Here is a 21,290-nt window from a genome sequence, read left to right as displayed (position 1 = left end):
GCAGCCTCCTTCAGGACGCGGTCAGCAGAGTTCCTGGAGGCCGGCGCGCAGGGACTGGGCGCCGGTCCGCACGTCGGCCACGTCGCCGCGGACGGCCGCCAGGTTGGTCAGGTCCGGGTCTTCGCGGGCGACGTCGACGCTGGCGGACAGTTGCCCGACCGCGGCGCGCAGCGTGTCGGCCTCTGGCCCGAACTGGGCCTTCGCGTCGGCGACGAACTGCTCCAGGTGGTCGAGCAGCTGCGTGAGGTACGGCTTGAGGGCGGTCAGCCCGTTCTCCGACACGTTGGTCTGCCGGATGTGTTCGACGGTGTTCTGTACGGCCGCGTAGCTCTCGCAGACCGCGGCCTGCGGGGTGGCCGGCTCCCCGGAGCATCCGGTGAGCAGGAGGAGCCCCGCGGCGAACGGGAGTAGTCGTCTCATGCGCTGAGCGTCCCCGGCGGGGAGCGCCGGCCCCTCACCCGTACCGGATGAGGCGCTGGAACCCCGCCCCGGCCGAGGATCGCATCGTCGGTGACGCCGATCTGAGGAGTGGAAGAGATGTCCATCGGTCCCGTCCAGTTGATCGTGCTGGGATTCCCGCACCCCGACTTCCACGGCGAGGTGATCGCCGAGCTGGAGCGCCTCCGGCAGAGCGACACGGTACGGGTGATCGACGCCCTCGCCGTCTACAAGGACCCGGACGGCGGGCTGGAGGTGGAGCACCTGAGCAATCTGTCCAAGGAGGAGGCCGTCGAACTCGGCAGCAAGGTGGGCGCGCTGATCGGCCTCGGCATCGACGGTGAGGCCGGTGCGGTGGCCGGGGCGCAGCTGGGCGCAGCGGCGGCCGAGGGCGGCGTCGCGGTCTTCGACGACCCGCAGGCGTGGGACGTGCTCGGTGACATCCCACCGGACAGTGCCGCGGCGCTGCTGCTGATCGAGCACCACTGGGCGGTGCCGCTGCGTGACGCGATCGCCCGGGCCGGCGGGTTCCGTCTGGGTGACGGGTTCATCAGCCCGCTCGACCTGGTCGGGATCGGCCTGCTGGCGGCCGAGGAGGCCAAGTCGCTGCACGACCTGGAGACGGCGGGAGCCGCACGATAGGAGAGGAGAGGATCATGTTCGGATCGAGGAGGGTGGCCCGGCGTACCGGCCGGCGCACCGCACGGCGGGTCACCCGCCGGGTGGTGCGCCGCCGTTGAGCCGGTCACGTGCGGCGGCTGGCGAGAGCCAGCCGCCGCAGTCGTGTCCAGTCCATCTCGGGCAGCGCCCGCCGGGTTCCGGGGCGCTGCCGCGGCACCCGCACCCGCAGCACGCCGGGCCGGATGGCGCAGCGCACCGGCGTCGGCAGCAGCACCGCCTCGCCGTCGACGCCGACCGGCACGGCCGGGGCGTCGGCGTCGACGATCGCCTCGGTGGCGGCGCGGACGGTCAGCGACCGGGCCCGGCCGCGGCCGCTGACCAGCCGGGCGGCGTCGGCGGCACCGCGCACGGTCACCGCCAGCACACCGAGGACCCCGAGATCCAGGCGTGGCCGCTGCCCGAGCCCGGCGATGTCGCCGGTCGCGTACGGATTGTTGCTGACCAGCACGGCCTGTGACCCGGTGACGGTGACCCCGTCGACGGTGAGTGCCAGGTGCGGCCCGTTCGTCCCGGTCAGCGCGCCGGGCAGCATCTCGAGGGTGGTGCCGACCTTGTCGTCGCGGTAGGCGGGGCTCTGCACGACCGCCGCGTACGCGCCGAACGACGCGTTGTTCACAAACGTCCGGTCGCCGATCCGTCCCAGGTCGACCCGGACCTCGACGCCGTCGGTGAGCGCGTCCAGGCAGGTCGACGGATCGTCGCGGTCCAGGCCGAGGTCGAGCGCGAAATGGTTGCGGGTGCCCGCGGAGATCACCAGGAACGGCAGCCCGTGTTCGGCGGCCACCCCGGCGACCAGCGCCTGGGTGCCGTCGCCGCCGGCCACCCCGAGCAGGTCGGCGCCGGCACGGATCGCCCGCCGGGCCACCTCGGCGACGTCCACCGCCGGCCCGTCCAGGAGGAAGACGTGTGCGCCGAGGGCGCGGGCCCGTTCGGCGAGATGGAACCGTTCGACCTTCCCGCCGCCCGAACGGGGATTCATGATGAGGTACGGCCGCAGCGGCGCCGCCGTCACGACCTCCGCCGGCCCGTGCCCGGGTTCGGCCAGCGCCCGCCGCCCGGCCGCCACCGCGGCCACCCAGAGCAGCACGAACACGATGACCACCCAGAGCAGCCGGTGCCGCATGTAGACGACCGCCACCGCGACCGGGGCCAGCACCACCACCGTGGCGGCGAGCCATCGCCACAGCCCCCGGTGGGTGAGGAACCACCACGCCGCGGCCAGTGCGGTCGCGCAGCCGAACGCCCCGGCGAGCAGGAGCCCGACGCTGCCGCGGAGGCCGGCGACGGCCAGGACCAGCACGACGGCGGCGGTGGTGGCGGCGAACGACAGCCGGGCCAGCCAGTGCCGGGCCGGGGAGACGACGGATGCCTGTGGCATGGCGGTGCTCCTTCTCGCGTACCTCTGCGGTGGCCTTCGATGTGGCCCTGTGCAGCGTCGCGGGACAGCCCGGTACCGGTCCTCATTCCGGCGGGATGAGGCGTGGTGTGGCGGCGCGGCGGAGGGTCACCGGCAAACCGGGAGACAGGAGATCCGTCGTGTCCACGAAATCGAGAAGGGCCGGCCTGCGGCATCCCGCCGAGCTGCCGTTCTACGTGTTCATGGTGATCCTCAACGTGATCATCGTGGTGCTCATCCTCCAGGCCGCGGCCACGCTGCCCTACCTGCCGCAACGGCTGGAGAACACCGGCTGGGCCGACGCGATCCGGTCCGCCTTCATCGGTCTGCTGCTGCTGGTACCGGGCCTGATCGTGATCCGTGAGACGCAGCGGGCGTCGATCCGTGGCACCGCGGTCGAGCTGTCGCCGAAGCAGTACGGCGACATCTACCGCACCATGGACGACTACGCCCACAAGCTGGGGCTCAAACGCCGCCCGAACCTGTTCCTGGCCAACGGCAACGGCACGTTGAACGCGTTCGCGGCGCAGGCCACCGGCCACGACTATGTGGTCCTGGCCAACGAGCTGTTCGTGAACCTGCGGGAGAACAACCGGGACGGGCTGCGGTTCATCCTCGGCCACGAGCTGGGTCACATCCGCCTGCACCACGTGTCGCTGTGGTACCAGCTGTCGGTCTGCTACTCGGAGCGGATCCCGCTGCTCGGCCCGGCCCTGTCCCGCCTGCGGGAGTACTCCTGCGACCGGCACGGCGCCCATCTGGCCCCGCTCGGCGCGAGCGGGCTGGTGCTGCTCGCCTCCGGCCGGCACACCGAGCACACCACCGATGTGGAGCAGTTGGTCCGCCAGGGGCAGGCGCTGCGCGGCTTCTGGGTGGGCCTGGCCCAGCTGCCGTTGTCGCACCCGTTCACCGTCCGCCGGCTGGAGCGGCTGTACCGGCTGGGCCTGTTCCACGCCCGGGTGCGCGGTACGGAATCCGTCATCCCTCCGGGATGACGTGCCCGCACCGGCACGGCTGAAGGCTGGCCGGAACGCTAGCGGAGGGACGAGTCATGCCAGAGGCGACATATCAGGTACGGGTGTCCGGGGTGATCCCGGACGAGCTGCTCGCGGAACTGCATGACCTGACGGTCAGTGTGGAGCCGCCGGAGACCGTGCTGCACGGCTCGTTGCCCGACCAGTCGGCCGTGGTCGGTCTGATCTCCCGCATCCACGGACTCGGCCTGCGCCTGATCGAGGTGCGCCGGCTACCCGCCCCGGAGGGCCCGGGTGGTTTCTGAACGACGGCGAGGCGGGTACGGCCTGGTCCTGGTGATGATCATCGGGACGTACGTGCTGGCCCTGCTCGCCGGAAGCCGCTCGATGGTCGCGGTGCTGCTGTTCGTGCAGACCCTGACGGTGTGGCAGGCGCTGCGGGTGTCCGGTGCCCGGCTCGGCATGCGCCTGGCCGCCGCCGCGGTCTTCGTGCTGGCCCTGGTCGCCGCCGGAGCCGACGTGCTGGTCCCCGGTTCGCCGCTGACCGGGTTCACGTTCCTGGCGGCGAGCGCGCTCTACCTGCTGGCCCCGTTCTCGATCGTGCGGGATCTGGGCCGGCACCGCGGGGTGGACCTGCAGACCATGCTCGGCGCGCTCGCCGCGTACCTGCTGATCGGCATGGCGTTCGGGTTCGGCTACGCGTGCGTCGCGGCCCTTCAGCCGGGTCCGCTGTTCGGTGCGGACGGCGACCCGCAACTGTCCCAGGCGCTGTTCTTCAGCTTCGTCACGATGACCACCACCGGGTACGGCGACATGGTGCCGGCCACGAATCCGGCGCAGACCATCGCCGTCCTGGAAGCCCTGATCGGCCAGCTGTTCCTGGTGACGGCCGTGGCCAAGGTGGTGGAGAACTGGCGGCCGCGGGCCTGGAGACCCGTGGCCGAAACCCCCGTACCGGGAGAACCGACATGACGGCACAGACGACCCGGCCGGGCGACCGGCTCGGCATGGTGATCTTCAGCGGCGTGATCGTGATGCTGCTCGGCAGCTTTCAGCTGATCGAGGGCATCGTGGCGATCATCCGCGACGACTACTACCTCACCACCAGCTCCGGCCTGGCATTCGACATCGACTACACCGTCTGGGGCGTGTTCCACTCGGCGCTCGGCCTGCTCACGATGGCCGCCGGCGTCGGCGTGTTCCGCGGACAGACCTGGGCGCGGGTGATCGGCATCGGCGTCGCCGCGCTCAGCGCCCTCGGCAACCTGCTGTTCCTGCCCGCCCACCCGTTCTGGTGCACCGTCGTCATCACGATCGACGTGCTCGTCATCCACACCCTGGCCGTACACGGCCGAGAGGCCCGGTGAACCCGATGTCACGTGTCTGGATCTGGTTGCGACTGGCCGCCGGGGTGTTCGCCGTCGGCATCGGCATCCTCGCGTTCGCCTGGCCGGAGGCCACCCTGCGGGTGGTGGCGTTCCTGTTCGGCCTCAACCTGCTGGTCGTCGGCGGCATCCGCGTCCTGCAGATGTTCGTCGCCGACGGGCTCCCGGTGCTGCACCGGGTCGTCGGTGTCCTCTTCGGTCTGCTCGTCGCCGGCGCGGGCGTCCTCTGCCTGGCCGACGTCACCACCTCGCTGAGCCTGATGCTGCTGATCGTCGCGATCGGCTGGCTGCTCGACGGGATCGGGGAGATCTTCCTGTCCGTCGGCCGCGGCGAGGCGGGCGGCGGCTGGCGGATCGTCGTCGGCGTCCTCGTGGTGCTGGCCTCGCTCGCGCTGCTGGTCTGGCCCGGCCTGGGCCTGGCCGGCTTCGTCCTGATCGGGGCGACCACCCTCGTCTTCGGCGGGATCTGCCTGATCGCCGCCTCGATCGCCGGGCTCCGCGAACCCCGGCACGTCTGAGGCCACCGGTCAGGGGACCGGTTCGGCGACCGGGGCGCGGGGGTCGGCGAAACGGCCCCCGAACCAGGCACCGAACGCGGCCACCACCAGGCCGGCGATCTCCAGCAGCAGCAGTCCCGGGTCCGCGGTGCGATCGGCGCCGCGGACCCGCATCAGGGTCAGCACCGCGAAGAGGATCAGCACGCCGACGTCGAGCAGCAGGCTCAGGAACCCGATCCGGGCGGCGGCCGGGCCGGTGGCGGTGACCGCGTCGAACCCCACCGCCACCGCGGCGAGCACGCCGCCGAGCAGGCCGGCCACCAGATTCCAGTACGCCAGGGTGCCGACCAGGGCCGGAGCGCCGAGCAGCGTCGCCACGTCGAAGACGAACGCCATCCAGAAGAGGCCCAGCGGGAACATCAGCAGCAACGGCTGCACGCCGTGGCCCGCCAGACGGAGTCGGCTCTGCATGCGGCGGTTCCCCCTGCCGTACACGCCTGTGTCACCGGACCGGCCAAGCGTCGGCCGCCAGGCTCCGGGCGGCGTCATCCCGCGTGGGTGAATCCGGGCCCACGGGTCATCCGGGGCGAGGGATGCCCGCCGGAGCCGAAGGCCGGACGCTGAGGCGAGTCAGCGAGAGTGGGAGATGGCGATGAGACGACTGCTGCCGGTCGGTGTGGTGCTCTGCCTGCTGGGGGTCGCGGCGTGCACCGGGGAGGGTGACGTCGGGTCGCTGCCGTCGACGCGCCCGTCGGTGGAGGCGACGGCCGATCGCACGGTGCCGGCCCGCACCACGGAACCCGAGCCGACCAGGACCACCGCGAAACCCGACGAACCCGAGCCGGCGAAGACGACCGGGAAGACCCGGGATCCGGAGCCGACCAGGACCAAGGAGCCGGAACCGACGAAGACCAAGGAACCGGAGCCGGAACCGACGAAGACCACGGAGAAACCGCAGCCGGCCGATACCCGTACCGTCGAGGTCACGGTGACCAAGGTGCCTGCCGCGACCGTCACGACGGCCACGACTCCGGCGTCCGAGCCGTCGTCGGCGGCCGTCGTGACGGTCGCCGAGGAGGACGGCTCCGGCGGGTTCTTCGGCTGGTTCCTGCTCTTCCTGCTGTTCGCCGGGCTCGCCGCGGCCGTTCTGATCGCCCGTTCCCGGCGGACCTCGACCTGGGACGCCGAGGCCGGTGCGCTCTCCGCCGAGACCCGGACGATCACCGAGTCCCGGCTGCTCAGCGTGCTGGGCACGGGGGAGGCCGAGCGACGTGGTGTGGCCTGGCCGCCGGTCCGCGACGACCTGACCGGGCTGTCGGTGCGCTGGGGTGCGCTCGGCGCGCAGAACATCGACGGCGCCCGGCAGGCCCGGGCCCGCGAACTGGCGGTGCTGCTGCGGGACCTCGCCGTGGCCGTCGACGCGGAGAACGAGGCGCTGGCCACCGGCCGGGAGTGGCGGCTGCTGCGACCGCAGGTGGAACAGATCCTGGACACGATCGAGGCCGCCATGACCCCGGCCGAGGCGCCGTTGCGCTGACCGTCCCCGGCCGGCCGGACCATGGTGATGGCAGGATCGGACCGTGACGACCGATCTCTACGGTGGACGGCTGGACCGGGCGGTGCGGCTGCGCGGGGCCGGACGGGCGGACGAGGCCCGCGAGCTGCTGCTGGAGCTGCGGGCCGAGTTCCCGGACGACGCGGTGGTCGCCTACCAGACGGCCTGGGTCCACGACGTGCTCGACCGGGAGGCGGAGGCGGTCGCGCACTACCGCGCGGCGATCGCCGGTGACCTGCCCGAGGTGGACCTGCGTGACGCGATGCTGGGGCTGGGCAGCACGCTGCGGGCCCTCGGCCGCGACGGCGAGGCCGCCGCGGTGTTCGAGCGGGCGCTGGCCCGGTTCCCCGGCGACCGGCCGCTGCGGGTGTTCCGGGCCATGCTGCGCTACAACACCGGGGACGTCCGTGAGGCGGTCGCCGACCTGCTGCGGCTGCTCGGTGAGACCGGCGACGACCCGGACATCCGGCAGTACCGGCGGGCGATCGACCACTACGCCGCCGACCTGGACCGCAGCTGGCTGCGCTGACCGCGGCCGGCCACCGGGCCGGTCGGGGCGGGCCGGTCGGTCAGGCGGGCTCGGCCATCGGGAACGGCACGTTGAGCAGGCCGGCCGTCGTCTGCACCTGGTAACGGGACCGGCCCCGTTTCACGATCGTGCCGTCCAGCCCGCCGTACTTCCCGCGGCCGGTCAACCGGACCCGGGCACCGACCGGCAGCTCCACGGCCGGAGGGATCGGGGCCGGCCCGGCGGTCAGGCGGGCCAGTTCCTGCGCATACCGCGGATGCATCGGTGCCGCCGCCCCGTTACGGGTCCAGGAGAACAGCGCCGACCGGTCGAACAACGGTGAGCAGCGGGAACACGACCGCACCCGGACCGGCCGGCGATGCACCGTGGTCCGGTGACCGGCCGGGCAGACGCCCTCCCAGACGCCCTCCACCCGTGGCACGTCCTCCGGCACACACCGGGTGCCCGAGCAGCCGATCCGCACGGCGATCGTCCGCCACACCCGGTCGTGCCCGTGCCCCGGGCCGGCCAGGGCGTGCGCGATCTCGTGCAACACCGTCTCGGTCACCTGCTCGGCTGAATACAGCCGGATCAACGGCCGGGACAGTCCGATCTCCTTGGCCGCCAGGCGGCATATCCCGGCCCGCGTCTTCGCGTCGTCGAAGGCCAGCGTCCAGTCGGCGAGACCGTGCCGGGTCATCAGGTTGTCCGCGAGTTCCCGCGCCTCGTTCAGGTCCACAGCGCGCCGCTCCACGTCGTCACCCCCCTATCATGACGTGCCCGCCGGCCGGGGTCTCGCACGGCTTCCCGGTAACGTTCCGCTTCGCCGCCCCGGCTTCGACGAGGCGCGGGAAGCGGGCCCGGTCGATGTCGGCGGGCCCCGCCCGGCAGGACGCACGACAGCGGAGACGGCCCGGATCGGCTCCCGGTGACCGCGCCCGCCGTCCGTCCGGGGGCGGGCTACCGCGTGCGGTGTACCGTCCCTCCAGTGGGGATCCGAGCATCTGCGTAATCGTCCGTCGTGGCCGCTGCCGGTGCTGGCCGTGGTCCTGGCCGGAGCCTTCGTCGCGGTGCCTCCGCTGCTCGCGCCGCGCCGCAGCGAAGCAGCCCTGACCGGGGCGGTCCGGGACGCGGTCGCCGAGTACTGGCTGTCCGGGGCCCGGGAGTTCCCGCCGGCACTGGCCGGTCTCGTCGGGTACTGGACGGGATACCACCTGATCAAGGCGGTCACCGCCGGCCTGCTGCTGATCGTGCTGGTGGCTCTCGCGGTACGGTTTGGCCGGCGGCCCGCCCTCGCCTCGCTGGCGGCGGTCCCGGCGTTGTTCGCGGTGGCCCTGGTGATGGCGAACGTGCAGGGCGCGCTGGCACCGTTCGCGTCCCTGCTGCCGATGGCGGCCGGCGGGGGAGCACCGTCGGCGCTGGAACCGGCCCGGGAGAACCTGGCCGGTTCGCTGGCCTCCGGTGCGTCCCCGGCACCCGCGGTCGAGGTGATGGTCGCCGACTTCGCGTATTACCACGTGGTGATGGTGGTGATCGCCGCCGTGGTCGCCGTGGCTCTCGCCGTGGTGAGCTGGTCGTTCTGGAAGCGGCCGGTCATGCCCGGCCGCCGGTGGTGGGCGGTCACCTCGGCGGTCGCGGCGCTGCTCGTGTCGGTGATCGCGGTGGCCAACACCGGCACCGCGGCGGACCCGGCACCGGCGCTGCTGGCCTTCCTCGGCGGCGGCTGGTGACGCCTCAGGCCACCTGGGGGAACACCGCCAGGGAGTGTTCCTGACGCTCCCACTCGCCGAACCGGACATCGGCGATCACCGCGCCGAGTACCGCCATGCCGGACCGCATCGCCTCCATCGACGACCAGACCGAGACGGCGATGATCCGGCCGCTCTCGGTGTCCTCGAAACCGCCGATCTCCTCCAGCCCGCCGACACCCTCGGACGCCGCCCGGAGCCGGCCCATCGCGGCGATGATGTCGTCCCGGTGCTCCGGCTTCGGATGGTGCACCACCTGCGCGAGTACACGCATGCTCGAGTTCCTTTCCCCGAAGAGGTCTACCTGTCGGCGCCGCCTTCCGCGGACGCCGTGAAGAGCGCCAGGATGTGCCGCCAGCCGGCCTCGTAGCCGCCGCCCAGCGAGGTGGCCGCGGCCACCTGCGCCTCGGTGAGCCGGTCCCAGCCGCGGTGTTCGAGAGCGACCCGGGTCAGCGCCGGTGCCAGCGCGGTGAACGTCAGTTCCACCTCGGTGACCGCCGGCAGGGACGTCCAGGTCATGCCGAAACGCTCCGGCGGGTCCCAGACGATCACCTGGCCCCAGTCGGCGCGGGAACCGTCGGCCCACGTCTCGTACACCTGGCCGCCCAGCTGCCGCTCGATGGTCACCGTCGCCACCCGCTCCAGGCCGAGCGAGTGCGAGCGCGTCGGCCACCAGACGCCGATGTCGCGGACGAACACCTCGAACGTGTGCTCCCGGTCGCTGCGGACCAGCGTCGACTGCCGGATCGGTGGACGCCGCAACGGGCGGACTTTGTCGCTCACGGTCAGGCCACGTCCGTCCGCCGGCCCGCGGTCTCGTCCGGCCGTCCGGCCGCCTCCGCCTCGACCAGGCGTCGCCCCACGTCGAGCGCGTCACTCCACATCGCATCGAGGAATTCCCGCAGACCGGCCAGGCCCTCCGGGCGGGCCCGGTAGAACCGCCGGGTCCCGGCCCGCCGCTCGCTGACCAGCCCGGCCTCCCGGAGGACGGTCAGATGCTGGCTGATCGCGGTACGAGTCACGTCGAACGCCGCGGCGATCTCCCCGGCCGCCAGCTCATCGGTGGCGACCAGGCGCAGAATCGCCCGTCGTCGCGGCTCCGCGAGCGCCCGGAAGGCGTCGTCGGTCTCGGACTCGTCCTCGAACATCAGCTCATCCCCACAAACCCACCGGGTTGCCGTCCGGATCGGCGAACACCGCGAACCGACCGTAGTCGCCCGGCAGTGCGGCCGGCTCCACCAGGGTCGTCCCGCCGAGCGCGACCGCCTGCTCCAGCGTCTTCTCCAGGTCGTCGACCTGCACGTAGATCTTCACACCGGCCTCCTCCGGAGTCTCCGCGGCCCCGATGCCGCCACCGATCGCACCCTCGCCGGCGCCGGTGTCGACCAGCGCGTAGCCGCCCTCCTGGTCGGATGCCGTCCAGCCGAACAGGCCGGTGTAGAAGCCGCGCGCCCGGTCCGCGTCGGTGCTGATGATCTCGAAGAACGCCACTGGACGGCCCATGACCGTACCCCTCTCGCTCGATGATCCCGGCCATCCGGTCGGGCACCGCTAACGTTAGCTCTCACTAACGTTAGCGTCAACTGACGGAAGGGGATCGTCTACGCTGAGGCCATGCACCTGATCACCGTCGGTAGGGATGCGGAGGTCCTGGCCACGATCCAGGCCGGGGTCGACGACCTCCGGATCACCGCGGGCGCGATCACGGTGATCGGCGCCGTTCAGACGGCGACCGTGTCGGTCATGCACCAGGACGACGCCCTGGTCGACCGGCTGCGTCACTACGACCTGCCGATGGAGTTGTCCGGCACCGGCGAGATCGTTAACGGGCGTGTCCACCTGCACGTCACCCTCTACGCGGAGACCGCGACGTTCGGCGGCCACCTGCACGCGGCGACCGTCCGGGACTTCTTCGTCCGCGCCTACGTGGCCCCGCTCGTCTGACAGCGGCCGGGCGCCTCGTCTCCGGGGTCAGCCGATGGACCGGCGACCCCGCAGCCGGGGCCGGCTGACCCGATCACGTTCGGTCCCGATCCAGAACAGTCCGTAGTGCTCGGACAGCAGTCTCGCCGCGTCGTGCGGCAGCGGCCGGTCGGCCGGCGCGTCCACGTCGGGTGCCTCCTTGACCAGTGCCCGGTCGAACGGCACCACCAGCCGGTCGCCGTCGAGACGGGCGCCCTCCAGCGGTATCAGCGACTCGCCGAGACCGAACAGGCCGGTCCGCACCCCGGCCCAGGCCGGTCGGCCGGCGTCGTCCGGCCACACCCGGCCCACACCGCCGATCCTGTCGCCGTTCCGGTCGTAGACGTCGCTACCGGTCAGCATCCGAACCTGCTCGATGGTGATCACCAAAGGCCTCCTCTCGGGGGTACGAGAAGATGGCTACCCCCGGTCATTTCCGGCCATGCGGTGCGTTCCGGTGAATGAACGAAGCTTCACCCGCACCCGTGAATTCACTCCCTCGACCGTGCGCCAACCGGACCGCCGGCCGGCTCTCCGGTGACTACCCCCAGTCACCTCCCAGCAGGGCGGGCGGAGCGGGCGGTGCCGGGCGGGCGGTGCCTGCGGGGCCGGGGCGGGCGGTGCGTGCGGGGCCGGGCGGCGGTGCCGGCGTGCGGGGCGGGCGGAGCTGGCGGAGCTGGCGGTGCAGGGCAGCGGGAGCGGGCGGTGCAGGGCGGGCGGGGCGGGCCGAGCGGCTCAGTGCGGCAGCGCGCCGCCGGCCAGCACGATCACCACGCCGGCCGCCGCCGCCGTGAGCAGGGTCGGCACGGGGCCGCGGCGCAGTGCCAGGGTCAGGACCCCGGCTCCGGCCAGCACCGCGAACTGCCACGGCTCGGTCAGCGCGCGGGCCAGCGGAACCGCCGAGCCGAGGATCGCGCCGATCGCGGCCGGGCCGGCGCCGTCCAGGAACGCCCGCACATACCGGTTGCCGCGCAGCCGGTCGAAACGGTCCGCGCCGAACAGGACGAACGCGAACGACGGGCTGAACGCGACCGCCGCGGCCAGCAGGCCACCACCGAGGCCGGCGGCCGCATAACCGACTACGGCGACGGTGTGCACCACCGGGCCGGGGGTGATCTGGCCGAGCGCGACCGCGTTGAGGAACTCGGCGGCCGTCATCCACCGGTGGTGCTCGACCGCGTCGGCCTGCATCAGCGGGATGATCACGAACCCGCCGCCGTAGGAGAGGGCACCCACCTTCAGCGCCGTCCAGGACAGGGCGGCCAGCACGCCGCCGCCCGCCCCGGCCGCGGCCAGCATCGGCCACGCGGCGACCGGGCGCCGTGGCCCGGCGGGCACCCGCTGGGCGATCGTCTCGGCCACGCCGCACGCCACCAGCAGCAGCACCAGCCACGGCCCGATCGTCCCGGCCGCGACCGCGCCGATCAGCAGATACACCGACCAGCGCAGCCGGCTGCTCTGCTGTGGTGCCCGCCGCCAGCCGGGGGGCATGAGGCTCCAGCCGGCCTGCACGGCGATCGCCGCGACGGCCGCGCCCGCGCCCGCCCCGGCCGCCCGCACCCACGTCGGTGGGTCACCGAGGAACAGCGCCGCCAGCGCCAGAATCGCCACCAGGCCGGGCAGGATGAACGCCGCCCCACCGGCCAGCGACCCGGCCCGCCCGCGGACCCGCCACGCGCAGTAGATCGCGAGCTGCGTCGACGACGGGCCGGGCAGCAGGTTGCAGGCGGCCACCGCGTCCTCGAACTCGCGCGCGTCCAGCCACCGGCGGTCGTCGACGCACAGCTTGCGCAGCAGGGCGATGTGCGCGGGCGGCCCGCCGAAGCCGATGCAGCCGATCCGGCCCCACTGCGTGAGGACGGTGGCGAGCCCGGCCCGCGGAGTCGTGACGGTCACTCAGGTGCCGGCCGGCTGGAACAGCTCGACCGCGTTGCCGGCCGGGTCGTCCAGGACGATCTGGCGGCCGCCGGGACCGGTGACCACGTCGTTGCGGAACGGGACACCGGCGGCGCGCAGCCGGGTCACCTCGGCGTCGATGTCGTCGACGATCAGATGGATGCGGTTCCACCCGCCGGGCTGCGGCACCCGGCCGTCGGGCATGGGCCGCCCGGCCGAGCTGGCCGGGCCGGAGAGCAGCAGCCGCAGGTTGCCGCGCCGCACGTCGGCGAACGCGGGCAGGAACGAGGTGATCGACTCGAACCCGAGATGGCCGGTGTAGAAGTCGATCGCGGACTGGACGTCGTCCACCAGATAGCGGACGTGGACCGTGCCGTCACTCATGACGCCTCCTCGGAGGTGATGGCGAGCCTGTGCAGGAAGAAGCCGATGCGCTCGGTGAGCTGGTCGGCGAGGTGATCGAAGTCGGGCCGGTCGACCGGCTCGGGGATGCTCCAGTGCACCCGGCCCGCGGCCTCGAAGTCCGGGCACACCTCCTTGACCCGGTCACACAGCGTGATCACGTGGTCGAAGGGTGCGCCGGTCAGCTGGGACACGTGCGTGGGGCCGGTGCCGGGTGGATCGATCCCGCGTGCGGCGAGAGCCTGTACGGCGTACCGATGAAGGGGTCTGGGGTTGACTCCCGCACTGTGGATCTCGGCCGGGGCGGTGGTGTGCCGCCGCAGAATGGCCTCGGCCATCGGTGATCGCGCGCTGTTGCCGGTGCACAGGAAGAGCACCCGCACCCGGCGGCCCGGCCGGGCGGGTGACGGGGACCGCAGTCGCAGTGCCGGATGCAGGGCCGCCCCGGTGCCGGTCAGCATGGCCGAGCACTGGGCCAGGTGCAGTGCGTAGTAGGTGTCGCGGCCGTCGGCGCTGCTGCGCCGCGCGGTGACCAGGCCGGCTCGCCGCAGTTTGCCGAGGTGGTAGGAGATCAGATTCTGTGGGTGGCCGAGGCGGGTGGTCAGCTCGTGGACGGCCAGGTCGGTGCGGGCCAGCTCGCTCAGCAGCCGCCACCGCACCGGATGGCCGGCCGCGGTGAGGAAGGCCGGAGGCGTGTCGGTCCCCATGCCCCGAACAATACATCAAATCAGTTTGATGTAAACTGCGACGGTGTCGTTGGTGAGGTCGGCGGGCCTGCAGAGATTCCGGCAGACCGTCGAGGCGCTCGGTGGTGACGCTGACCTGTTCGCCCGTCAGGCCGGCCTGCCGCCCGGCGCTCTGGACGCCGACGATCTGCTGGTCGAGGACACCGCGATCGCGGCGGTCCTGGAGACGGCGGCGGCCGCGCTGCACTGCCCCGACCTGGGTCTGCGGGTCGCGTCCGTGCAGGAGATGAGCCTGCTCGGGCCGCTGGCGGTGGCGATCCAGAATTCGCCGTCGGTGGCCGACGCGATCGAGTGCACCTCGCGCTACATGTTCGTGCACGCCCGTGACCTGTCGCTGTCGGTCGTGCCGGACCCGGACGGGACCGCCGGGGTGACCGGCTTGCGATACACGTTCGGCGCGTGGATCCGGCCGTTGCCGCAGGCCACCGAGATGACCATGTTGTTCCTGCACCGGGCGGTCGGGTTCCTGGTCGGCGGTGGGTATGGTCTGCGGTCGGTGGACCTGCCGCACGAGCCGGTCGCTCCGGCCGTCCGCTACACCGAGGTGTTCGGGGCGGCCGTGCGCTTCGGCCGGCCGGCGGCGGTGCTGCGGGTGCCGACCAGCCTGATGCGGCAGCCGCTCGCCGGGGTCGACGCCACCCTGCGCGGGCTGGCCCTGGCCTTCCTGTCCCGGCAGTCACCGGGCCCGCGGACCGGGCCGGCCGCCCGGGTCCGCGCCGTGGTGTCGCAGGCCCTGGGGACCGGGCCGACCGAGCTGGCCGACGTGGCCCGGGCGCTGGCCGTGCATCCGCGCACTGCAACGGCAGCTCGTCGAGGAGGGGCAGGGCTTCACCGAGATCCTCGACGACGTCCGCCGGGCCCGCGCCCGCGCCTACCTGACCACGACGGACATGCCGCTGGCGCAGGTCAGCCGCCTGCTCGGGTTCGCCGAGCAGGCGGTGCTGAGCCGGTGCGCCCGGCGCTGGTGGGGGATGAGCCCGACCGCGCTGCGCCGACAGGCTCAGCGGTAGGTGAGCAGGCGCGGCTCGGCCTCGACGTGGGTGTGCTCGTTGAACGTCGACAGCGACAGGCCGCGGCCGCCGGCGATCACCTTGGTGACGCCGGTGTTGACCGACACCCGGTTCAGGGCCGCCCAGCCGGCCGCCGATCCGGTGGTCAGCAGGGCGGCGGCCATCGCGATCGGGCCACCCGAGCTGACCACGGCCACGTCCCGGTGCTCGCGCACCAGCTCCCGCGCCCGCTCCAGCGCGGCGGTGACGCGTTCGCGGAAGGTGACGAACGATTCGGTGTACTCGGCATCGTGCTCACCGGACGACCACCGGGCCGTCGCCGCCTCGAAGACCTCCTGGAACTGCCGCGGGGTCCCGGTCCGGAAGCCCGGCTGGTGGAGCTGCACGACGTGGTGGAAGTCGAACTCGTTCCAGCCGGGGTCGGTCACCGTCTCGACGGTCTCCTTCAGGCCGTCGAGCAGCCCGGCCGCGGTCTCGTCGTGACGGCGCATGGTGCCGCGGATCAGCAAGGCGGGCCGGATGCCGCGTTCGGCGAACGACCGGCCGAGGGTACGGGCCTGCTCGTGCCCGGTCTCCGAGAGGGCGTCGTAGTCGTCGGCGCCGAACGACGCCTGGCCGTGCCGGATCAGCAGGAGACGGGCCACCTCAGTCCTCTCGGGCGATGATGCGCAGACAGCGGCGTTCCAGCATCAGACTGGCGATCCAGAAGTGCCGGAACGCCGGGTTGCGGGTCTGCCGGTGGTGGTAGCGGTAGTAGATCTGCTGCACGATACCGGCGAGCCGGAACAGCCCGAACACCTCGTGGAACGCGGTGAGCCGCAGCCCGGTCCGCGCGTGGTAGTGCTCGATCACCTCGCGGCGGGTCAGCATGCCCGGCGTGTGCGTCGGCTGTCGCCGGAACGACCGGAACAGCCATCCGTCGTCGGCCTGCACCCAGTAGGCCAGCGCGCTGCCCAGATCCATCAGCGGGTCGCCGAGGGTCGCCATCTCCCAGTCGAGCAGCGCCACCGGGCGGGCCGGGTCGTCCGGGTCGAAGACCACGTTGTCGAACCGGAAGTCGTTGTGGATCAGGCAGATCCGCTGCTCCGCTGGCTGATTCGCCTCCAGCCAGGCGATCACCCGCGCGAACGAGCCGACGTTGCGGGTCCGGGCCGCCCGGTAGCGCTCGGACCAGCCGGCCACCTGCCGGGCCACATAGCCGGTGCCCTTGCCGAGGTCGCTCAGCCCCGCGGCGGCCGGGTCGATGCCGTGCAGGTCGATCAGCAGGTCGATCACGCCGGTGCACAGCCGCCGTACCTCGCCGGGTGGCAGGTCGACGCCGAGTTCCTTCCGCGGGATGCGGCCGTGGACGCGCTCCATCACGTAGAACGGGGAGCCGATCACCGACGTGTCCTCGCAGAGCGCGACCATCCCCGGCACGTACGGGAAGACCGGCGCCAGGGCGGACTGGATCCGGTACTCGCGGGACATGTCGTGGGCGGTCGCGGCTTTCCGGCCCGCGGGCGGCCGCCGCAGGATCAGCTCCCGGCCGGGATAACGCAGCAGGTAGGTGAGGTTGGAGGCACCGCCGGAGAACTGTGTCACCTCCGGCGTCCCGGACAGACCCAGCCAGGCCGTCACCGCGCCGACGTCGAAGGCGTCCTCCGCGCGGACCGGGCCGGTCACCCCAACCGCCGGACGACGGAGAGGGGCAGCACCCGCATCGCCGCACCGATCGGCACCCACGGCCAGGCGGGGACGTAGGCCTTGGCCTTACGTTTCTCGATGGCGGCGACCATCGCGCGGACACCGGTCGCGGTGTCGACCATGAACGGGGTCTGCTGCCGGACGTGCTCGTTCATCTCCGACCGGATGTATCCGGGATAGATCACCGACACGTCGACGCCGGGGATCCGCTCCGAGCGCAGCCCCTCGGCCAGCGCGGCGACACCCGCCTTGGTGGCCGCGTAGGTGGTCATCGACTTGCGCATGCCGCGCAGCGCCGACATCGACGAGATGATCACCAGATGGCCGCGCTGCTGGGCCCGGAAGATCTCCAGCGCCGCCTCGGCCTGGGCGAGGGCGCCCAGGAAGTTGACGCGCGCCGTGGCCCGGTTGGCGTCCGGGCGGCCGGTGCCGAGCGGCGCGCCCTTGCCGAGACCGGCGTTGACGATCACCCGGTCGATGCGGCCGAACTCTGCGGCGAACTCCCGGAACACGGTGAACACCGCGTCGTCGTCGGTCACGTCGAGCTGCCTCACCACCACCCGGGTCGGCAGCTCGTCGCGCAGCTTCTCCAGCCGGTCGACGCGGCGGGCGCACAGGGCCAGGTCGTAGCCGAGGGCCGCGAACTGCCGGGCCATCTCCTCACCGAGGCCGGCGCTGGCCCCGGTGATCAGGACGACGCCTCTACTCATGCGGCACCTCCGCCCGCTCCTCGCGGCGGATCTTCGCGCCCAGGGCGAACATCTTGCGGTCGTAGAGGAACCGGGCGAATCGCTTGACCCGGTACGCCGTCCGGCCGTCCGAGTCCGGCAGGATCAGGAACCTACCGGCGTCCACGTCGCGCAGCACCCGGGCGGCGATCTCGTCGGCACCCCGCCGGGCCCCGTTGATCAGCCGGACCGCGCCCTGCTCCATCTGCGGGTCGTCCCCGGACAGCGACTGCGCCAGGTTGGTACGGAAGAACGACGGGCACACCACCGAGACGGCCACACCCCACGGCCCCAGCTCGTAGCGCAGCGACTCGGACAGCGCCACGACCGCGGCCTTGCTCGCGTTGTAGCTGCTCATCGACGGTGGATGCATCAGCCCGGCGGCCGACGCCACGTTCACCACGTGACCGGAGCCCTGTTCCTTGAACAGCGGGGTGAACGTCCGGCAGCCGTTGACCGCGCCGAGCACGTTGACGGTCAGCACCCGCTGCCAGTGCTCGGCGCTGAGCCGGTCGATGCGCCCACCGGCGGCGATGCCCGCGTTGTTGACCAGGATGTCGAGGCCGCCGAACTCGTCACGGACCCGTTCCAGGGCGGCTGCCCAGTCGGCCTCCGAGGTGATGTCCAGGCGGTCCGGCTCCGTCAGGTTCACGTCGGTGACCAGTACTCGGTCGCCGCGGGCGGTGAACTGTGCGGCCAGCGCGGCACCCAGTCCGGAGGCGCCGCCGGTGATCAGGACACGTTTCATCGGGCTGCTCCATGGTCGGCGAGTTCGAGTCGGGCTATCAGACCACGATGTACCTCGTCCGGCCCGTCGGCGATCCGCACCGCGCGGGCCGCGGTCCACGCCGAGGCGAGGGGGAAGTCGCTGGACAGGCCGGCGCCGCCGTGGATCTGCATGGCGAAGTCGATCACCTGCTGGGCGACGTTCGGTGCGGCCACCTTGATCTGGCTGACCTCCGAGAGCGCCGCCATCGGGCCGCCGGCGTCCAGTTTCCAGGCCGCGTGCTGGATCAGCAGCCGGGTCGCGTTGATGGCGATGCGGGCGTCGGCGACCCGTTCCCGGTTCCCGCCCAGGTTCATGATCGGCTTGCCGAACGCGGTCCGGGCCAGCCCTCGCTCGCACGCCAGGTGCAGGGCCCGTTCGGCGAGACCGATCATCCGCATCGCGTGGTGCACCCGCCCCGGGCCGAGCCGGCCCTGCGCGATCGCGAACGCCTGTCCCGGCCCGGCGATGATGTTCGCCGCCGGAACCCGGGCACCGGTGAACGACACCTCGCCGTGCCCGAACGGCTCGTCCAGGAAGCCCATGGTGTCCAGCATCCGCTCGACCTTCACCCCGGGCGTGTCGATCGGGACGAGAACCATCGAGTGCCGGGCGTGCCGGTGCGCGCCCGGGTCGGTCAGGCCCATCACGATCAGGACCCGGCAGTCCGGATGCCCGACGCCGGTGGTCCACCACTTGCGGCCGTCCAGCACCACCTCGTCGCCGTCGAGCACGGCGGTGAGCTGCATGTTCGTGGCATCCGACGAGGCGACGGCGGGTTCGGTCATGGCGAAGCCGCTGCGGATCGTGCCGTCCAGCAGCGGGGTCAGCCAGCGGTCCCGCTGCTCCGGCGTGCCGTACTTCTCGAGGACCTCCATGTTCCCGGTGTCGGGCGCGTTGCAGTTGAACACGTACGGCGCCAGGAACGACCAGCCGGTGGCCTCGGCGATCGGCGCGTAGTCGACGTTGCTCAGATCCGCGAACAGGTTCCACAGCCCGCGGTCGCGTGCCCGTCGCTGCAGCTCACGCACCTCCTCCGGCACCCGCCACGACACCGGCTCACCGGCCCGCCGCGCCCGCGCCGAACGTTGGTGCAGATCATGCTCGACCGGCGCGATCTCGCCGTCGATGAAGTCGCGCACCGCCCCGGTCAGTTCCGCGGCCCGCGCGGAGGGGGAGAAATCCATCCCCACACGCTAAAACCCGGCCTCCGGCCGAACTTGATCCAGAGCGACAAACATTTGATCTGGTACGACACCAGGCGCCCGCGACCACCATGAGGCGTCCCCGCCGTCACCGCTGCTCTCCCCGGCCCAGGCCACCGGCCCGCGACTCCAGGTAGCGCTGCTCGGGGCGGCTGAGCGTGAGCCGCGCCGCCAGCCGGTACTGGTCCCGCGCCCCGGCCCGATCACCGGCCAGCTCCAGCAGGTGCGCCCGCACCGCCGCGGTCCGATGGTGGCGGGCCAGCACCGGATCGTCCGCGACCCGGTCCAGCGCGGCGAGCCCGGCTCGCGGGCCCTCCACCATGGCGCCCGCCACGATCCGGTTCAGGGTGACCATCGGGCTCGGGGCGAGCGCGTGCAGCATTCCGTACAGAATGAGGATCTGCGGCCAATCGGTGTCCTCGGCCCGCGCCGCCTCGTCGTGGACCGCCGCGATCGCGGCCTGGAGCTGGAAGGGACCGATCGGGGCCCGCGCCAGCGTGTCGGTGATGAGCGCGACGCCCTCGGCGATCGCCGCGGTGTCCCAGTGACCGCGGTCCTGCTCGGCGAGCGGGATCAGGGCGCCGTCCGGCCCGGTCCGCGCGGGACGGCGCGCATCGGTGAGCAGCATCAGCGCGAGCAGCCCGGCGGTCTCGCCGTCGCCGGGCAGGCGCCGGTGCAGCTGCCGGGTCAGCCGGATCGCCTCCCGGGTCAGATCCACCCGGTTCAGGGCGTCGCCCGAACTGGCCGTGTAACCCTCGTTGAAGATCAGGTAGAGCACGTGCCGGACCGCGCTGAGACGCTCGCCGACCTCGTCCGGCGCCGGCATCTCGAACCGCGCGCCGGCGTCGCGGATCCGCTGCTTGGCCCGGCTGATCCGCTGGCCCACGGTGGCCTCCGGCAGCAGCAGCGCGCGGGCGATCTCCGCGGTCGTGAGCCCGCCGACCGCCCGCAGCGTGAGCGTGACCTGCGCCGGCCCGCTCAGCGCCGGATGGCAGCAGAGCAGCAGCAACGCCAGCTCGTCGTCACCGCGGACGGCCGGCACCGGGTCGTGCCGGACCGCCTCCTCACGGCGCCGGCGGGCCGTCTCGTTGCGCAGCGCCTCCACCCGGCGGCGGCTCGCCACGGTGATCAGCCAGCTCCTGGGCTGCTCCGGGATGCCGCTCTCCGGCCACTGCCCGGCGGCCGCGATCAGCGCCTCCTGCACGGCGTCCTCACAGGCCTCGAAGTCGCCGTACCGGCGCACCACGGCGGCCAGGACCCGCGGCGCACAGTCGCGCAGCAGGTCCGGCAGCCCGGTCAGATCTCCCATGCGCTCATGTCCAGGACCGGACGCACCTCGACCCGGGTGTAGGCGGCGTCCGGCGCCTTCGCGGCCCACCCGACCGCCTCGTCGAGATCCGCCACGTCGATCAGATAGAACCCGGCCAGATGCTCCTTGACCTCGGCGAACGGGCCGTCCGAGGTGATCGTCCGGCCGTCGCGCACCGAGACCTGGGTGGCCAGCGCCGGATCACCCAGCCCCTCACTGACCACCAGCACGCCGGCCTCGCGCATCTGTTCCGTCAGCCGCAGATGCCCGAGCCCGAAATCGGTGCGCTGCTGATCGGTGAGCGTCTCCCAGACGGCCAGCGACTGCGGATTCGACTGGATCAGGATCAGATATTTCATCGGTTTCTCCTTCGGTGTCGTCAGGGATGTCGAAGCCGG

At 72.5% G+C, this 21,290-nt stretch carries 30 protein-coding genes and 1 pseudogene; 12 read left to right on the top strand and 19 right to left on the bottom strand.

All coding sequences use genetic code 11. The features are described from left to right. Positions 1–21: 21 nt before the first annotated feature. Positions 22–420 (bottom strand): hypothetical protein, encoded by a 399-nt coding sequence (locus BC793_RS20100; RefSeq protein WP_109594411.1) that lies wholly within the window; start codon positions 418–420, stop codon positions 22–24. Positions 421–537: 117 nt separating this feature from the next. Here BC793_RS20100 and BC793_RS20095 point away from each other — a divergent pair, with 117 nt between their 5' ends. Further along, entirely contained in the window at positions 538–1,080 is a 543-nt protein-coding gene (locus tag BC793_RS20095) for a hypothetical protein (protein ID WP_109594409.1), read from the top strand. 103 nt (positions 1,081–1,183) lie between these two features. Here BC793_RS20095 and BC793_RS20090 read toward each other — a convergent pair whose 3' ends face one another. Next, positions 1,184–2,497, bottom strand: coding sequence for a diacylglycerol/lipid kinase family protein (locus tag BC793_RS20090; RefSeq protein WP_109594407.1), 1,314 nt, complete (start codon positions 2,495–2,497; stop codon positions 1,184–1,186). A 158-nt stretch (positions 2,498–2,655) separates the two neighbouring features. Between BC793_RS20090 and BC793_RS20085 the strand changes: the two genes are divergently transcribed. From BC793_RS20085 to BC793_RS20065, 5 genes are read left to right on the top strand one after another with little or no spacing between them, the layout of a single operon-like run. Next, positions 2,656–3,510, top strand: a complete 855-nt coding sequence (locus tag BC793_RS20085) for a M48 family metallopeptidase (protein ID WP_239170178.1) — start codon at positions 2,656–2,658, stop codon at positions 3,508–3,510. A 56-nt stretch (positions 3,511–3,566) separates the two neighbouring features. Further along, complete coding sequence (locus BC793_RS20080; protein WP_109594403.1) at positions 3,567–3,794, top strand: hypothetical protein; 228 nt, start codon at positions 3,567–3,569, stop codon at positions 3,792–3,794. Beyond that, complete coding sequence (locus BC793_RS20075; protein ID WP_239170177.1) at positions 3,784–4,461, top strand: potassium channel family protein; 678 nt, start codon at positions 3,784–3,786, stop codon at positions 4,459–4,461. The genes BC793_RS20080 and BC793_RS20075 overlap by 11 nt, the downstream gene beginning before the upstream one ends. Then, a complete protein-coding gene (locus tag BC793_RS20070; protein ID WP_109594399.1) occupies positions 4,458–4,856 on the top strand; it encodes a DUF7144 family membrane protein in 399 nt (132 codons plus the stop codon). Before BC793_RS20075 ends, BC793_RS20070 begins: the two co-directional genes overlap by 4 nt. A 5-nt stretch (positions 4,857–4,861) precedes the next feature. Beyond that, positions 4,862–5,392, top strand: coding sequence for an HdeD family acid-resistance protein (locus tag BC793_RS20065; RefSeq protein WP_109594673.1), 531 nt, complete (start codon positions 4,862–4,864; stop codon positions 5,390–5,392). A gap of 9 nt (positions 5,393–5,401) precedes the next feature. Here the strand turns inward: BC793_RS20065 and BC793_RS20060 are convergent, their stop codons facing one another. After that, complete coding sequence (locus BC793_RS20060; RefSeq protein WP_109594397.1) at positions 5,402–5,842, bottom strand: DUF2231 domain-containing protein; 441 nt, start codon at positions 5,840–5,842, stop codon at positions 5,402–5,404. Positions 5,843–6,023: 181 nt separating this feature from the next. On the opposite strand from BC793_RS20060, the gene BC793_RS20055 reads away from it, so the two are divergent. Both BC793_RS20055 and BC793_RS20050 read left to right on the top strand, forming a co-directional pair. After that, entirely contained in the window at positions 6,024–6,908 is an 885-nt protein-coding gene (locus BC793_RS20055; RefSeq protein WP_146246358.1) for a hypothetical protein, read from the top strand. Between the two features lie 43 nt (positions 6,909–6,951). Beyond that, positions 6,952–7,455 (top strand): tetratricopeptide repeat protein, encoded by a 504-nt coding sequence (locus tag BC793_RS20050; RefSeq protein ID WP_109594394.1) that lies wholly within the window; start codon positions 6,952–6,954, stop codon positions 7,453–7,455. A 40-nt stretch (positions 7,456–7,495) separates the two neighbouring features. Here the strand turns inward: BC793_RS20050 and BC793_RS20045 are convergent, their stop codons facing one another. Beyond that, positions 7,496–8,188, bottom strand: a complete 693-nt coding sequence (locus tag BC793_RS20045; protein ID WP_239170176.1) for a SprT-like domain-containing protein — start codon at positions 8,186–8,188, stop codon at positions 7,496–7,498. 280 nt (positions 8,189–8,468) lie between these two features. Here BC793_RS20045 and BC793_RS20040 point away from each other — a divergent pair, with 280 nt between their 5' ends. Beyond that, a complete protein-coding gene (locus BC793_RS20040) occupies positions 8,469–9,164 on the top strand; it encodes a hypothetical protein (protein WP_109594390.1) in 696 nt (231 codons plus the stop codon). A gap of 4 nt (positions 9,165–9,168) precedes the next feature. Here BC793_RS20040 and BC793_RS20035 read toward each other — a convergent pair whose 3' ends face one another. The 4 genes from BC793_RS20035 to BC793_RS20020 are packed head-to-tail and all read right to left on the bottom strand — an operon-like array spanning position 9,169 to position 10,685. Next, the gene (locus BC793_RS20035; protein ID WP_109594388.1) at positions 9,169–9,456 is read right to left on the bottom strand and encodes a hypothetical protein; all 288 of its coding nucleotides are present in this window, start codon (positions 9,454–9,456) and stop codon (positions 9,169–9,171) included. A 26-nt stretch (positions 9,457–9,482) separates the two neighbouring features. Next, the gene (locus tag BC793_RS20030; protein ID WP_239170175.1) at positions 9,483–9,965 is read right to left on the bottom strand and encodes an SRPBCC domain-containing protein; all 483 of its coding nucleotides are present in this window, start codon (positions 9,963–9,965) and stop codon (positions 9,483–9,485) included. 2 nt (positions 9,966–9,967) lie between these two features. Continuing rightward, the gene (locus tag BC793_RS20025) at positions 9,968–10,330 is read right to left on the bottom strand and encodes an ArsR/SmtB family transcription factor (RefSeq protein ID WP_109594386.1); all 363 of its coding nucleotides are present in this window, start codon (positions 10,328–10,330) and stop codon (positions 9,968–9,970) included. Positions 10,331–10,334: 4 nt separating this feature from the next. Then, the gene (locus BC793_RS20020) at positions 10,335–10,685 is read right to left on the bottom strand and encodes a VOC family protein (RefSeq protein ID WP_109594384.1); all 351 of its coding nucleotides are present in this window, start codon (positions 10,683–10,685) and stop codon (positions 10,335–10,337) included. Between the two features lie 111 nt (positions 10,686–10,796). On the opposite strand from BC793_RS20020, the gene BC793_RS20015 reads away from it, so the two are divergent. Next, entirely contained in the window at positions 10,797–11,126 is a 330-nt protein-coding gene (locus BC793_RS20015; RefSeq protein ID WP_109594382.1) for a PCC domain-containing protein, read from the top strand. A gap of 27 nt (positions 11,127–11,153) precedes the next feature. Here the strand turns inward: BC793_RS20015 and BC793_RS20010 are convergent, their stop codons facing one another. The 4 genes from BC793_RS20010 to BC793_RS19995 form a co-directional block, all read right to left on the bottom strand. Beyond that, a complete protein-coding gene (locus BC793_RS20010) occupies positions 11,154–11,531 on the bottom strand; it encodes a PRC-barrel domain-containing protein (protein ID WP_109594669.1) in 378 nt (125 codons plus the stop codon). 348 nt (positions 11,532–11,879) lie between these two features. After that, positions 11,880–13,040, bottom strand: coding sequence for a chromate efflux transporter (chrA, locus tag BC793_RS20005; protein ID WP_109594380.1), 1,161 nt, complete (start codon positions 13,038–13,040; stop codon positions 11,880–11,882). Further along, positions 13,041–13,424 carry a VOC family protein gene (locus BC793_RS20000; protein ID WP_109594378.1) on the bottom strand — a complete coding sequence of 128 codons (384 nt, stop codon included), beginning with the start codon at positions 13,422–13,424 and terminating at the stop codon, positions 13,041–13,043. Then, positions 13,421–14,149, bottom strand: a complete 729-nt coding sequence (locus tag BC793_RS19995) for an arsenate reductase/protein-tyrosine-phosphatase family protein (RefSeq protein ID WP_109594376.1) — start codon at positions 14,147–14,149, stop codon at positions 13,421–13,423. Before BC793_RS19995 ends, BC793_RS20000 begins: the two co-directional genes overlap by 4 nt. Positions 14,150–14,192: 43 nt before the next feature. On the opposite strand from BC793_RS19995, the pseudogene BC793_RS52820 reads away from it, so the two are divergent. Further along, positions 14,193–14,750, top strand: a pseudogene (locus tag BC793_RS52820) (AraC family transcriptional regulator ligand-binding domain-containing protein); the annotation flags it as partial. A 223-nt stretch (positions 14,751–14,973) separates the two neighbouring features. Beyond that, positions 14,974–15,198, top strand: a complete 225-nt coding sequence (locus BC793_RS50655) for a helix-turn-helix domain-containing protein (RefSeq protein WP_203896314.1) — start codon at positions 14,974–14,976, stop codon at positions 15,196–15,198. On the opposite strand, the gene BC793_RS19985 is transcribed toward BC793_RS50655, so the two are convergent. The 7 genes from BC793_RS19985 to BC793_RS19955 form a co-directional block, all read right to left on the bottom strand. Continuing rightward, on the bottom strand, positions 15,189–15,842 hold the full coding sequence (locus tag BC793_RS19985) for a histidine phosphatase family protein (protein ID WP_109594374.1): 654 nt from the start codon (positions 15,840–15,842) through the stop codon (positions 15,189–15,191). The two genes, BC793_RS50655 and BC793_RS19985, sit on opposite strands and share 10 nt — an antisense overlap. Position 15,843: 1 nt before the next feature. Next, complete coding sequence (locus BC793_RS19980; RefSeq protein ID WP_109594372.1) at positions 15,844–16,863, bottom strand: phosphotransferase family protein; 1,020 nt, start codon at positions 16,861–16,863, stop codon at positions 15,844–15,846. Beyond that, on the bottom strand, positions 16,860–17,594 hold the full coding sequence (locus tag BC793_RS19975) for an SDR family oxidoreductase (RefSeq protein WP_109594370.1): 735 nt from the start codon (positions 17,592–17,594) through the stop codon (positions 16,860–16,862). The genes BC793_RS19980 and BC793_RS19975 overlap by 4 nt, the downstream gene beginning before the upstream one ends. Continuing rightward, positions 17,587–18,360, bottom strand: a complete 774-nt coding sequence (locus BC793_RS19970; RefSeq protein WP_109594368.1) for an SDR family NAD(P)-dependent oxidoreductase — start codon at positions 18,358–18,360, stop codon at positions 17,587–17,589. Before BC793_RS19970 ends, BC793_RS19975 begins: the two co-directional genes overlap by 8 nt. Next, positions 18,357–19,565, bottom strand: a complete 1,209-nt coding sequence (locus tag BC793_RS19965; protein WP_109594366.1) for an acyl-CoA dehydrogenase family protein — start codon at positions 19,563–19,565, stop codon at positions 18,357–18,359. The genes BC793_RS19970 and BC793_RS19965 overlap by 4 nt, the downstream gene beginning before the upstream one ends. A gap of 106 nt (positions 19,566–19,671) precedes the next feature. After that, on the bottom strand, positions 19,672–20,892 hold the full coding sequence (locus BC793_RS19960; RefSeq protein ID WP_109594364.1) for an RNA polymerase sigma factor: 1,221 nt from the start codon (positions 20,890–20,892) through the stop codon (positions 19,672–19,674). Continuing rightward, positions 20,880–21,251, bottom strand: coding sequence for a YciI family protein (locus BC793_RS19955; RefSeq protein ID WP_109594667.1), 372 nt, complete (start codon positions 21,249–21,251; stop codon positions 20,880–20,882). The genes BC793_RS19960 and BC793_RS19955 overlap by 13 nt, the downstream gene beginning before the upstream one ends. Between the last annotated feature and the right edge of the window lie 39 nt (positions 21,252–21,290).

Origin of the sequence: Actinoplanes xinjiangensis, assembly GCF_003148685.1 — a bacterium.
GTDB lineage: Bacteria > Actinomycetota > Actinomycetes > Mycobacteriales > Micromonosporaceae > Actinoplanes > Actinoplanes xinjiangensis.
The sequence above is the reverse complement of the archived record's forward strand: the minus strand, read 5'-3'. Positions and strand labels throughout refer to the sequence as shown.

Bases quoted from the DNA above. Each gene is read 5' to 3' on its own strand.
- BC793_RS19975 (WP_109594370.1), bottom strand. From the start codon at position 17,594: ATGAGTAGAGGCGTCGTCCTGATCACCGGGGCCAGCGCCGGCCTCGGT.
- BC793_RS20080 (WP_109594403.1), top strand. From the start codon at position 3,567: ATGCCAGAGGCGACATATCAGGTACGGGTGTCCGGGGTGATCCCGGAC.
- BC793_RS20065 (WP_109594673.1), top strand. From the start codon at position 4,862: ATGTCACGTGTCTGGATCTGGTTGCGACTGGCCGCCGGGGTGTTCGCC.
- BC793_RS20100 (WP_109594411.1), bottom strand. From the start codon at position 420: ATGAGACGACTACTCCCGTTCGCCGCGGGGCTCCTCCTGCTCACCGGA.
- BC793_RS20060 (WP_109594397.1), bottom strand. From the start codon at position 5,842: ATGCAGAGCCGACTCCGTCTGGCGGGCCACGGCGTGCAGCCGTTGCTG.
- BC793_RS20020 (WP_109594384.1), bottom strand. From the start codon at position 10,685: ATGGGCCGTCCAGTGGCGTTCTTCGAGATCATCAGCACCGACGCGGAC.
- BC793_RS20035 (WP_109594388.1), bottom strand. From the start codon at position 9,456: ATGCGTGTACTCGCGCAGGTGGTGCACCATCCGAAGCCGGAGCACCGG.
- BC793_RS19965 (WP_109594366.1), bottom strand. From the start codon at position 19,565: ATGGATTTCTCCCCCTCCGCGCGGGCCGCGGAACTGACCGGGGCGGTG.
- BC793_RS20025 (WP_109594386.1), bottom strand. From the start codon at position 10,330: ATGTTCGAGGACGAGTCCGAGACCGACGACGCCTTCCGGGCGCTCGCG.
- BC793_RS20090 (WP_109594407.1), bottom strand. From the start codon at position 2,497: ATGCCACAGGCATCCGTCGTCTCCCCGGCCCGGCACTGGCTGGCCCGG.
- BC793_RS19970 (WP_109594368.1), bottom strand. From the start codon at position 18,360: ATGAAACGTGTCCTGATCACCGGCGGCGCCTCCGGACTGGGTGCCGCG.
- BC793_RS20015 (WP_109594382.1), top strand. From the start codon at position 10,797: ATGCACCTGATCACCGTCGGTAGGGATGCGGAGGTCCTGGCCACGATC.
- BC793_RS19960 (WP_109594364.1), bottom strand. From the start codon at position 20,892: ATGGGAGATCTGACCGGGCTGCCGGACCTGCTGCGCGACTGTGCGCCG.
- BC793_RS20055 (WP_146246358.1), top strand. From the start codon at position 6,024: ATGAGACGACTGCTGCCGGTCGGTGTGGTGCTCTGCCTGCTGGGGGTC.
- BC793_RS20070 (WP_109594399.1), top strand. From the start codon at position 4,458: ATGACGGCACAGACGACCCGGCCGGGCGACCGGCTCGGCATGGTGATC.
- BC793_RS19955 (WP_109594667.1), bottom strand. From the start codon at position 21,251: ATGAAATATCTGATCCTGATCCAGTCGAATCCGCAGTCGCTGGCCGTC.
- BC793_RS20000 (WP_109594378.1), bottom strand. From the start codon at position 13,424: ATGAGTGACGGCACGGTCCACGTCCGCTATCTGGTGGACGACGTCCAG.
- BC793_RS20095 (WP_109594409.1), top strand. From the start codon at position 538: ATGTCCATCGGTCCCGTCCAGTTGATCGTGCTGGGATTCCCGCACCCC.
- BC793_RS19995 (WP_109594376.1), bottom strand. From the start codon at position 14,149: ATGGGGACCGACACGCCTCCGGCCTTCCTCACCGCGGCCGGCCATCCG.